8 protein-coding genes are annotated in these 12863 nt (G+C 43.0%); 4 read left to right on the top strand and 4 right to left on the bottom strand.

Annotation, left to right across the window (positions count from 1 at the left end; all coding sequences use genetic code 11):
• The first annotated feature begins 19 nt into the window (after positions 1 to 19).
• The 4 genes from ACTXGL_RS06425 (at position 20) to minE (ending at position 3531) form a co-directional block, all read left to right on the top strand.
• Positions 20 to 1105, top strand: a complete 1086-nt coding sequence (locus ACTXGL_RS06425; RefSeq protein ID WP_443525655.1) for a hypothetical protein — start codon at positions 20 to 22, stop codon at positions 1103 to 1105.
• Positions 1106 to 1185: 80 nt separating this feature from the next.
• Positions 1186 to 2019: a septum site-determining protein MinC gene (gene minC, locus ACTXGL_RS06420; protein ID WP_443525654.1), complete on the top strand. Its 834-nt coding sequence runs from the start codon at positions 1186 to 1188 to the stop codon at positions 2017 to 2019.
• A gap of 406 nt (positions 2020 to 2425) precedes the next feature.
• Positions 2426 to 3238: a septum site-determining protein MinD gene (gene minD / locus ACTXGL_RS06415; RefSeq protein WP_319050904.1), complete on the top strand. Its 813-nt coding sequence runs from the start codon at positions 2426 to 2428 to the stop codon at positions 3236 to 3238.
• Between the two features lie 2 nt (positions 3239 to 3240).
• Entirely contained in the window at positions 3241 to 3531 is a 291-nt protein-coding gene (gene minE, locus ACTXGL_RS06410) for a cell division topological specificity factor MinE (protein WP_319050905.1), read from the top strand.
• A 190-nt stretch (positions 3532 to 3721) separates the two neighbouring features.
• Here minE and ACTXGL_RS06405 read toward each other — a convergent pair whose 3' ends face one another.
• The 4 genes from ACTXGL_RS06405 to ACTXGL_RS06390 form a co-directional block, all read right to left on the bottom strand.
• Entirely contained in the window at positions 3722 to 4243 is a 522-nt protein-coding gene (locus ACTXGL_RS06405; RefSeq protein WP_443525653.1) for a cytochrome b, read from the bottom strand.
• A 145-nt stretch (positions 4244 to 4388) separates the two neighbouring features.
• Positions 4389 to 4886, bottom strand: coding sequence for a hypothetical protein (locus tag ACTXGL_RS06400; RefSeq protein WP_443525652.1), 498 nt, complete (start codon positions 4884 to 4886; stop codon positions 4389 to 4391).
• Positions 4887 to 4899: 13 nt separating this feature from the next.
• On the bottom strand, positions 4900 to 5904 hold the full coding sequence (locus ACTXGL_RS06395; protein ID WP_443525651.1) for a chemotaxis protein CheB: 1005 nt from the start codon (positions 5902 to 5904) through the stop codon (positions 4900 to 4902).
• The gene (locus tag ACTXGL_RS06390) at positions 5894 to 12841 is read right to left on the bottom strand and encodes an Hpt domain-containing protein (RefSeq protein ID WP_443525650.1); all 6948 of its coding nucleotides are present in this window, start codon (positions 12839 to 12841) and stop codon (positions 5894 to 5896) included. Before ACTXGL_RS06390 ends, ACTXGL_RS06395 begins: the two co-directional genes overlap by 11 nt.
• Between the last annotated feature and the right edge of the window lie 22 nt (positions 12842 to 12863).

The raw sequence follows: 12863 nt of genomic DNA, 5'->3' as shown, positions 1-12863 counted from the left end.
CATTTATCACTTATAAGGTATGACTGTGCCCGCCTCTCCTACTAGCCCGCCTCTTGCAGCACCGGTTTCGCCTCACCTAACACCTAGTGAGCCGCCAAGGCCAAATCGTCCAAAGCCAAGCCGCTTGAAGCTTACCTACGACATCGTGATGCTCATCGTAATCAGTATTGATCTATTACTGATCAGTATTGATGCGGTGTTGATGAGCGATTTTAGTAATAACGCTGCACAGTGGCTGTCTGTGAATGACGGACTAAACTGGTATCAAACCACTTTGCATGAGCCATTGCGTACTGCTGGTGGGTTTTTTACTATATTTTTGATTGCCGAGCTGTTATTACGCTGGGCTATCGCCATCAAAAACAAAGTCTACTACCGCTGGTTCTTTTTTCCTTTTGTCCACTGGTATGAAGTATTAGGTTGTTTTCCGCAATTACGTGCATTACGGTTGTTCCGAGCAGTCATTATCGGACGCCGACTCTATCAGCTTGGCTATCAAGTGCTACCACAGCTCTGGATCAATCGTATTAAGTTCTATATCGATTTACTGCTAGAGGAGCTATCTGATCGTGTCATCTTAACGACCATCCAAAACTTTAGACAGCAACTGACCGATCCCAAAGCACATAAATCATTTATCGAATCGGCTATCACGCGCAACCGTGCTGAAATCGAAGCCGCCGTGCTGTCCATGCTACGCTCGGAGCTTGCCCCAAAATTACAAGAGCTCACCGCTTCATCAGGTGGTGGTAGTATATTAGCCGATGAGATGGGCAATGCTATTGAAGAAGGGTTGGCCAATACCCCTGAGCTACGACGCTATTTGCGTATGATCCCTATCGCTGGCAGCTTAATTGAATCACAATTGCAGAGTATCGGGCACAACGTCGGCACCAATGTCGTTTACGCATTAAATCAGCGTCTGCTTGACCCTGAGCGCCTCGACTCATTGATGGTTGCTATTGCTAGCGGTATTGCGCAAATAGATACCAATAATACTGCGCTCGATACTCTGATTTCGAGTATCATTGATGACAGTTTGACTGAATTTGAAGCGCAAGTAAAAGTACAGCAATGGAAGCATCAAGATATGCTAAATCTGTAGTATATCTATCGACTCGCATGACGCAATTATAAAAATGACGCTGTGGATACAGCGATAGAATTATTCTTAAGGGTTTATATATGACAGTTTCAGATAATAAAAACCAAACAACAAACACAGCCCCTGCCTTAGCCTTATACGGCAAAATGTTGACTTTTTCGCGTTTACAGTTCAGTACAGATGACCTAAGTGCTATTGAAGCCCAGCTGGCTGACACGCTAAGCAACAAGTCGAGTAATATCCCCATCCTTATTGATAGCGACGTTGAGCAAGATTTATCTGCATTGGTAGAGTTGCTATGGTCATGGGGACTACAACCTATCGGTGTGGTCACAGGTGTACTCGATGACCAAGCTCGCGAACAGCGCTTGGCTATATTTCCAGCAGATGGCAAACGCATTGAGCGTATCATACCTAGTAAGAAAGCACTTGCGACGCCCAATAAGCCAGCAGAAGACAGCAACAAAGACTCAGCTAGCGACGATAATGTAAAAGACGTTACAGCGACCAATGAACGAGAGACCAAAACGACTATATCTGAGATGCCAGCTGATACCCTTACTAGCGCTCAGCATATTACCAGTTTGATCTATGACCAGATGCTACGCTCAGGGCAGAGCTTAAACCATGTCGGTGGTGACTTGATTTTGACAAACAGTGTCAATAGCGGTGCTGAAGCGATTACTGATAACAGCTTGCACGTATATGGCCGCGCTCAAGGTCGCTTGGTGGCAGGCGCAACAGGTGACAAAGACGCGCGTATTTTTTGTCAGGTTTTTAATCCTTCGCTGGTTTCTGTAGCAGGCACTTATTGCTTGCGGGACAACCTACCTGAGCACGTGATTGACAAGCCTGTACAAGTAAAGTTTATAGAAGGTGAAGGCTTGGTATTTACTGTGATGGATGAGGCTTAGAATTTAATACTGTTAAAAACAATACACGATTAAGTGATGGTTTAGAAAAGTAAACTGAGTAAGGTAGGTGTGCTTGATTAAGCTATAGTATAAGACGCGCGAGGTACATAGAATCAATTATTATAGTTGGTCTATTATCAGCTGCTATTTTTGCTATTATTTTTAGTGCCATTATAGATTTATGAAGCGAATAGAAATGATCATTATTAGCAGTGTGTTTTTTTAAGTAGAAACTCTCTATAGCTCATATATCAGTTGTTTTCCTGCTTTAGTATAGACTTGCTATAAATATTTGTTTATTTATGCTAGGCTAGCTTCGCAGATAGTACATATATAGTAGATAAATACCATGCAATTGTGCTATTTATATAACAGATATCCCATTGATTCATAGGAGTGTGCCATTGTGGCGAAGATAGTTGTAATCACTTCAGGTAAAGGCGGTGTGGGAAAAACCACGACAAGTGCCTCTTTTGCCGCTGGTTTAGCATTGCGTGGCTATAAGACGGTAGTGATCGATTTTGATGTAGGTCTACGTAATCTAGACTTGATCATGGGTTGTGAAAACCGAATTGTTTATGATTTTGTCGATGTCATTACTGGTAGCGCACGTTTGTCACAAGCACTTGTCAAAGACAAGCAGCTTGAGAACTTGTATATCCTTCCTGCTAGCCAAACGCGTGATAAAGACGCGCTAACAGACGAAGGCGTATCAGAGGTTATGGCTGAGCTGTCTAAACAGTTTGACTATATCATCTGCGACTCACCTGCTGGTATCGAGCGCGGTGCGCAGCTGGCTATGTATCACGCTGATGAAGCCATTATCGTCACTAACCCTGAAATCTCTTCAGTACGTGACTCAGATCGCATCATTGGTATCTTGCAGAGCCAGACCAAAAAAGTCGAAGAGAACCAAGGCTCTGTACGTGAGCACCTGGTGATCACTCGTTACAATGCGGAGCGCGCCGCTGCAAACGAGATGATGGACATCGATACCATCTCAAATGATATCTTAAAAGTACCACTGCTCGGCGTTGTGCCTGAGAGCCATTCAGTGCTCGAAGCGTCTAACCATGGCGAGCCTGTCATTCATTATAGCGACTCTGTGGCTGGTCAGTGTTATGATGATATCGTCGCTCGCTTTTTGGGTGAAGAGCGTCCGTTACGTCATATCGATGTGAAAAAGAAAAGTTTACTGCAGCGCTGGTTTGGGGGTTAATGATGACTAAGAAAAAAGGATTTTGGAGTAGCCTATTTGGTACTGACGACAGCAGTAACGCTGGTAGTGCTAATTTGGCAACTGAGCGCCTCAAGGTTATCGTAGCTAGCGAAAACCGTCTGAATAACCGACTGACAGTTGATCGTATCGAAAAAATGAAACGTGAAATACTAGAAGTGGTTAATAAGTACGTCAACGGTGTACAGATTGATGATGTGAACATTAACCATCGTTCAGAAGACAGCCTAGATGTATTAGAGATGAATATTAATTTACCTGAACACAAAAAGTAAGTTTATGTATTCAGACCATTAACGTCTCAATTTATGTCTGATATAGAAAAGCCCTAAGTCATATACTTAGGGCTTTTTTTGGCTGTATTTTCTTTATATAGATTGCTTTATATGAGCTTCTTTGTATAAGTTTATCAATATATTTTTTCATATCTATGTGCATATTAGAAAAATGAGTAACGATAATGGCTTATTTCATACGCGCTATTAGATTGTCTTTTTTGATAAATTGATGATATAGGGCTGCACCAATATGAAGTGCCGTAAAACCAATAATCATAGGCCAGATGATATCAGTATGTATATCATTATAAAAACGTGCCAAACTTCTATCAGGAGTCACAAAAACAGGTATCTGAAATAGCCCAAAGATGTCGACAGGGCGTCCACCGTATACAGACATGAGTAGACCAGCAAGCGGCATAGCGATCAAAATGGCATAGAGGGCAAAGTGGGAAAACTTAGAGACCAGTGACTGCCACTTTGGCATTGGTACTGATGGTGGTGCTTTAACAAACAGGCGATTGATGACTCGTGCAATCATCCAAAATAATAAACTTATCCCGAACGATTTGTGAAGTCCGATGTATAAGCTGCCATCGAGATTCTCGTATAGCAACATCATAATCCACGTGACCAACAGCAAAAGCGCACTGATCCAATGAAATATGCGACTACTAAGAGACCATTTTGATACGTTAGAATTATTCATGAGCGGCTCTATTGTCTTTATCTTTATTATAAGTTATTACTACTCAATATTATAAATAGGATGGCTACCCCTCACAAGATAAAAAACAACCGATATGTCAAGCTGTAGCGATAAAATGATAAACACCTTAACGCTAAACGAGCATTTAACTGTCTAAATTAGCCAAGTTATGCGCGATTTTATCTAAATCTGGTACTAGGTACGTCTTATCACCAATCATGACCGTTTGATATAAATAAGAGAGCACGATGTCTTCATTAGACTGCCCCTCCAAGACGTCAGTACTGCTATTCAACATCTGCTTAGGAATATCAACATCTTTAACATCAGAGATACGAGCTTGTAACTGCTGCAGCTCACCTGCTGTTTGTAGAGCAAAACGATGTTCAGCTGTATTGCCTTCTAACACAATAATTCGCTCTGGCACCTCATCTTTCGACAACAAATGAAACACAGGCAGCGCTTGCTGTTGCCAGTCATATATAGTGGTGCGTTCTTGATGATCCTCTACGCTCAAAATTAGAGCGCTTGGAATAATCCAGTCAGGCTGGTTAGATGCTGGCACGATAGTGACTTCAAGCATACCATTGTTCGTGGTCAGTAGACTTACCGCTTCAAACGAATGTTTTAAAATTTGTTTCATACGTCGCTCACAATCAGTTAGCGTGAATGGCTTGCTGCCTTTCACCAATATAATCAGACAGTTTTTGTGCCAACTCTTTGGGGCTGCCAATAAAGCTACAGTATCCTGAGTCGATAATGGCTTGGGGTTGGCTTGGACACGCACTTAGAGCAGGATCTTGTGCCCATAGTTGGCTATTATTATCTTGAATTAGGTCGAGATACTGAGAACCATCGTTACCCATACCTGAAAAGACAATATTTATCAGCTCGTTACCGTAAGCATCGCTAGCATTTTTGATAAGCTGACCAATGGCAGGTTTATATTCACCGCTCCACCCCTGCTCTAGTAGTATCACCCGACCTGTCGAGTCGCAGACAATCTGCTTATCAATAGGGGCTATAAGGCACTGCCCTGCTCTCAAACGTTGTGAGGAAGCAACTACCTCACAGCCCCAATCATTATGGCGATTGAGTATGCGGGGTAATGTACCAATCATCGTCTGATTAAAGTGATGCGCCAATAAGATACAAACTGGTAGGGTGGCTGGTACATTATCCAAAAACTCTTTTACCGCGCTAGGTCCACCCATAGAGGCTCCTAGAAACACGACATACTCCCAGTCCATTTCGGTGACGTCACTTTTACGGACTGGCGTATCTAATAGCGCCGGTAATGCCAGTAGTTGTGCAAACTTACGTTTTAGTTTTCGTTGCCATTTGGCATATTGCTGTGCCTCATTGAGATAAGGGGCTTGACTAAAGCCCACCAGCACAGCTGCTGGTTTAGATACTAACGTTGCTGTTGCGACACTGTCATCGTAGTCACTATCTATCAGCCAAATATCAACAGGTATATTAGACAGCTCACTTTTTTCTTGCCACTGCACTCGTGACACACATCCTATAAGCGTGAAACCGCAACTACGCACGGTATCCGAAAAAGCCACACGCTGGCGATGATCTTCTGCCACCACCAGCACTTTGATATCACTTTTGTTTTTCTCTCGCAGTGCTAAAACACGTGCATTATCCTTCATTAGTCAGGCTTGCCTCTTTACCTAGCAATTTCTGTATTTTTTCAAGCAGCTCTTTTTCTTGGAATGGCTTACCCATATAGTCATTCACACCAATCTCTAATGCACGCTCACGATGCTTCTCACCCGTACGTGATGTGATCATTATAATTGGAATATGCTGCAATCGACCATTGTGTCTGACTTGGGTTGCAACCTCAAAACCATCCATACGCGGCATTTCAATATCTAGCAAGATCATATCTGGCGTCGTGTCTTGTAGTATCTCAAGCGCATCAATACCATCTTTTGCGACTGCCACATTGAAGCCTTGACGCTCTAAGAAGCGTGAGGTCACTTTGCGTACGGTAACAGAGTCATCGACTACTAGAACAGTCGATTTGGACTCTATGCGTCCTCGTTTAGCATTCGCGGACTTTAAGGTGTTTTTGCCCAATTGTGCATTACGCATTAAAGCAATCAAATCTAAGATAAGCATCACTGAGCCATCGCCCATAATTGTAGCGGCCGAGATACCTGGTATATTCGATAACTGCTGTCCCAAAGGCTTCACAACCACTTCAATACGTGACCCTGCAATCTGATCGACCTGTAGAGCAATATTCTGCCCTGTACGGTTTTTGATGATGATCAGCGGTAGGCTGGTATTGGTATTCACCACCAGCTCATTTAGCTTATTGCCTGATAAAATCTCATTTAAATAACGTACTCGGTAATCAGTATCTTCAAAGTTTAGCGTCGCATCATTTGATTGATAGTAATCATAGAGCTTTTCTGGGTTGACACGTACCACACGCTCGATCTGTACCAATGGTATGGCATAGTAACGATCTGCTGCACGTACCACCAATGCATCAGATACTGCCACCGTCAATGGTAAGCGCATTGTAAAGCTAGAACCTTTACCAAGCTCCGATACCACTGAAACCGAACCGCCCAGTTGGCGAATTTCACTGATTACAACATCCATGCCAACACCGCGACCAGAGATCTGTGTCACTTGCTTACTAGTACTTAAGCCTGCATTAAAGATGTATTGCATGATATCTAGATCAGAGAGACTGTCATCGTCTGCATCGATAAGACCTTGAGAGATTGCTTTATTGCGGACTGCCTCTACATCGATGCCGCGACCATCATCCGATAGCTGAATAACGATCTCGCCACCTTCTCGGTGTACCTCGAGAGTAATACGTCCACTACGCTCCTTGCCTGCTTTCAATCGCGTCGACGTCGTTTCAATACCATGATCGACCGCATTTCGTAGCATGTGCTCAAGTGGCGAGGTAATACGCTCTAGAATGGTTCTGTCCATCTCGTCATCAGCGTTGATGATTGTTAGATCGACGGATTTGTTCAACTCATTGGCTGTCTGACGTACAATACGCTCAAGACGAGGTGTCAAACGCGTAAATGGAACCATACGCGAATTCATCAATCCATCTTGTAATTCGGTCTGTGTTCGTGAAAGCTGTAGCAACAGACCTTCACTATCACGGGTCTTTTCTAATAGCGTATGGTTAATGTCCACCAAATCCGAAGCCGACTCTGTCAAAGATTTAGACAGCTGGTTCAATGATGAGTACTGATCCATTTCTAGAGGATCAAAGTCTTCATTGTTAATCAACTCCTCATCTATCTGGGACAAAATTTGAGCTTCAAGCTCGATCTCCATACGGCGTAACTGATCTGCCAGTCGCTGTACTGTGGTACCCATCTCTTCGATACTATTGGTTAAGCTACTGATGCCCATATCAATACGCGCACGGTTAATCGCTGACTCACCAGATAAGTTAATCATGTGCTCGATCAGCCCGCCTGAGATACGAATCATCTCATTGTTATTGGCGTTTTCATCTTCGTCGTTAGTACTTCTAAGCATAGAAGGCATTTCGCCGATATCTTTGGCAAGATACTGAGAGTCTTGGTTTTCTTTAGCAATCAAAATTGCTTCGCGCTGAGACTGTAGCGACTCTTTAGGTATTTGTTTGAGACTATCAGGGTTTTTACCGAACTGCTCTAATGCCCCAATCAGCAATGTAGGCGTTGGTGGATTGACCTGTTGTTGAAGAATAAATACGGCATCAGCGAGCCAGTCATGACTGGCTACTAAGAGCTCTAGAACTTTTTTGGTCGCTGGACGGCGATTACTGACAAAGTCTGTATACACTGATTCCATCTCGTGAGCTAAATCTGCGATACCAGAGGCTGTCACCATTCGCGCACCGCCCTTGATGGTATGCAAATCACGCTGGAGTGCTTGTAACGCTATAGTATTGCCTGTATCTTTTAAGAACAAATGCAGATACTTATTTCGATTGGTTAGCTCTTCAGCTTCTTCCAAGAATACTGCTAGTATATCTGGATCAGGTAGCCCATTAGCCCATGACTGCTTAATCATCGTCTCTAGACTTACGGTCTCTAACACTTCGGTACCAGTATCAACATCAACCACTGGAGCGGCAACAGCTGGCTCAAAATGATTATTTGGAACTGGTATGATTAGCTCCACTGTTTCTGGTAAGCTTGGTGCTTTTTCAAATGCTCTTAATTGCTCAATGAGCTCTGAGGTAAAGAAAGATTTTTTGTGACTGACGATATGCATGACCTGCAATGACATCGTGTCTTGCACCATTTGCATAATCTCAAGCCACTGTGCAGTCGGCGCTCGTCTGTTTTCTACAAAAGACTCATACACACTTTCTGCTTCGTGGGTAAGATCGCCAATACTGCGGATACCCGCCATACGTGCCCCACCTTTGATGGTGTGCAAGTGACGCTGCAAGACTTTGAGTGCGTTGATATTGGTGATATCGTCACGCCACTTATTAAAGCTTTCATCTAGCGCATTATCAAGCTCCTGCGCCTCTTCTAAGAATATCTCTAATAGCTCAATGTCGGTATCAATTGTCTCAAACTGTAGCTCAGGCGCTGCAGTAGTACGAACTGTAAAGCTACTATCTGCATCTTCGAGACTATTATCACTTTGATAGATACTCTGTAGCTCGTCGATGACCTGCTGGTCGATCTTCAATGAAGTACTACCGGCCAAGGCATCAAATAGCCCTACTAGCTGAGCATGACCAGCGTGCAGCGTCGCCTGAATATCTTTGTCACCTGCTCTATCGATATTGTCATTTAGATAGCTATATACATTACCTAGCTCATTTAGAACCGTCACAAACTTCGGAAATGCCTGCGCCTTATTAGAGAGAGCGTCTATCTGTAAGATTTGCTGAGCTATATAATCTTGAGTATGCGCGACTTCTGTATGATTCAAGGCATCATCTAATTCCCATTCAGCATCCAATAGCGTGTCAATATTACTATCCAGCAACTCTTCTATCGTCGGTTTATCATCAGAGATCACTGCCGTATCACTGATAATGTATTGCTCACCAAGCATGGCTTGCAATGATGCTATGTCTTGCTGACTTTGCGAGTCTTCTACGGCCACGCTATGCTGTTCTAGGTTCTGTTTGTAACTATTTAAGTACCCATCTATCAATGTAGAAGATTGGGCCAACGCTTCTAGATGCTGAGTATTCATAGGAATATCTTGCTGTTGTAACAGCTCTAGACTATGCTCTATCGTTGCACCCACTTCACTGATGGCCGCTAAAGCACTTGAGCCAGAAGCACCGCGTAGGGTATGGAATGCACGTACGATATCATCTGTTATCTCAATACGGTACTGATCTTGATTGTCGCTGACAAACTGATCGATATGATGAAGTAGCTCTTCTGCTTCATCAATAAATATCTTACAAAATGCTCTTTCCTCTTCACTTTGAGGCGTTAGAACGACAGCGGCTTCTGCCATTTTTTCGTTGACAGAATTGATCGTCTGTAGCGTGGTATCCATCGCGCCATCATTATCATCAACATTATAGTGAACAGTAGTTTCATCTGAGTCCGATACCAGTATCGGCTCTTGAATGGCTTCAGTTTTCAGACTCTCACTTGCTTGTTCAGGGCTCGTAGTTATTTGCTCATACAAGTTAGAATAGCTGAATTCATCGCCATGCTGCTTACTATAGGCATTAGCACAAGCAATCCACAACGGTGTTACGGCTGGATAATTTTGGCTATTATCTTCAAAGGCGGTTAGCATCTTAGGATACGTACTCAACACATCTGAAATCAGCTGACGCATCTCACCTGAGGCGACAACACTATGATCCAGTACGCGATTGAGCATATTTTCTATTGCCCACGCCAGCTCGGCAGTATAGTTTGCCCCTACCATGCGACCAGACCCTTTTAGCGTATGGAAGCCGCGGCGGATATCTTTTAAACCATCTAAATCAGATAACGATAGCTGCCACTGTTCGTATAGTGGAACGATTTCCTCTAATACCTCATTGGCTTCTTCTAAGAATATTTCTTTAATATCAGGATCTGCATCATTTGCATCAGCTGGTAGCTGCGTCGCCTCTTGCATGAATGGGATAAGTACGGGCGGAATCTCTAAATCAGATAATGATGTCAGCATATTATTACTTTCAGAGCTCGATAGTTCGTCATTACCGCCTATTGAGAGTAACGTATCCAGCTCTATGTCATCCATCATAGCAGAGTTGTTTATATCAGATTCAGCTTCTGTTTCAGTGCTTTCTATCTTGGCACTCTCTATCTCAGTAGCTTCTGTTTTAACTTCTGCCTCAAACACAGTAAGACCTGCATTGATAGGCTGCTGCGTCATCAAATTACTACTTTGTAGAATCGTAATCGCAGGATCGTAACTTGGCGGTTGTTGATCTTCAAAATCGGTTACTAAAGCTGGTAGACGTTTTGCAGTATCAATGACTAAATTGACGACCTCATCTGTTACAGGCAAGGTCTTATCTAACAGACGATTGAGTAGATTTTCGATTGACCATGCCATCTCACTAATACTAAAGGCGCCAACCATACGACCAGACCCTTTTAGCGTATGGAAACCGCGACGCACTTCAGTTAATGGTGTTAAGTCTTGTGAGTCTTGCTGCCAGATAGGAAGGAAGTCTTCTAGATCGGCAATTACCTCTGTGACTTCTTCAATAAAAATATCACGAATATCTGCATCGATATCAAAGTTATCAGGCTTGACCTGCTCACGAGCATGTATCAATGCATCACTACTCTCTGTATCAGCAGTGGCATTTGCACTGGTATCCACTATAGCCTGTGCTAACACTGGCTCATCATTTTCATCAGCAGGCGCAATCTCACCACTATCATCATAACGAACAACATCCATTGCTACTGATGCTTGCATTGGCCACGTCTCACTGACTGTGTCTGGTGCTTCTATGTGAGCATTCAAAAGCTGAGTAGCTCTCATCGTATACTCATTAGCTTGTGTCAGCAGCTTTTGATCAAAGACTTGCTGCGCTAGGTAATCTAGTAAGAGCTCAATAGAAGTCAAACCCTCAGCCAATGCTTGAGTCAAGTCCCAGCTAAGTACTGTGACATCGCCGGTGCGTAATTGCGCAAATATATGACCTATATCATTAATAGTCTGTCTAACGTCTGACAACCCCATATTCTCGAAAGCTTGAGCTATATTGTCAAACTCAGCAATCTCTGGCAATAACTGAACCGTTTGACGTTGTAGGTACTCATTGAATTTTTGTTTGATATTTTCAACGGCAATACGTAGCTCACGTAATTCACTATCGGTAGAGACCGATTTAGGTTCGCCCTCTAACTGCTTTTCGGTACTATAAGAAGCTTCAGGTATTGTAGCAAAAGAAGCAGCGTCACCGATTTTGAGCGATATAGTCTGTTCAATATCATAGATATCGTTATACAACTCTTGTAGCTTACGCTCAATTTGTAATTGTTCTTGCGCAGCATCTGTCTCTGAAAAGATAACTTGTTCTAAATCGGCAATGATTGATTCAGCTTGCGAGACATACTGTGTCCAACCTCGACTCTCAAGCTGGTTCTTCATATATTTTAGAGGGTTTATTAGAGTAACTGGCTGGTCCAAATCAAAAATGAGCGTCTCAAGCTCACTGAGCATTTGCGGTAAGAAACGTGATATCGGCGGTATGCTCTGTGATACATTATCAAGAACAGACTGAGTGCGATCGCTACTCGTTACTAAGTAGCTGAGCTCAATGTAGACAGTCGTAATTAAGCTTTTGACAAAGCTTGAGGATAAAGTCACTGATTGACCATAAGACTCTATAACATGATCCAACTGACTGAGAAGTTGTGCATAACTTTCAGGTAATGGCGTGTCGTTGTGCGCAAGATCATTTAGCCACAATTGAGTCAAGTACCAAAGACGTTGTAGCTCTCTATCTTGAGTCGTCTGCCAGAGATATTGAACTACTTTTTCTAGAACGCTCAGTACTGATGGCTGATTCACATTAGCAGTCAATAACTTCTGTACTTGCTGTCGCCATACTAATAACAGTTGCTGATATTGCTGATCAACTAAACGGGTTGTAACTTCAGTAATGGGTACTGTCACTTCAATACTTTTGATAATACTGTCGTCAATATCACCATTACCTAAATATTCATGCTGAGCATCAGTATCATCGACAATGAGCTCTGTTGCTATACCTCTTTGAGACAGTACCTGCGTCAGCTCATAAGCAGCTTTGTCTATTACAGCAACGTGATAATTGCCTGTACGCGTATAGTAATTCAACTCACGCTGCAGCAGCTTATGAGAAAATTGTCCTATCCGGCAGTCTTTACTAGAGAAGCTGTCATCGTCTCCTAAGCTCGCAAGCAAACCCAGCTTATTAGCAAGACCTGCTAATAGAGGAAGACGAACCATAATCAATGCACCACTTATCTGATGATAGTACGATATCATCTGCTCATAGCTAGCGATATCAGCCTCTAATTGCCAGCCATCAGATATCTGTGATAACTGCTGATCAAACAGTGGCAACAACCACTCAAGCGTCACTATGTCATTGGGCTGGTTTTTCATAGGTTTATCCTAACTCGTCTAG

The organism is Psychrobacter sp. T6-6 (genome assembly GCF_052258185.1).
In the GTDB taxonomy this organism is placed as follows: Bacteria; Pseudomonadota; Gammaproteobacteria; order Pseudomonadales; family Moraxellaceae; genus Psychrobacter.
Note: the sequence above shows the minus strand (reverse complement) of the source record. Positions and strands in the feature narration are given on the sequence as shown.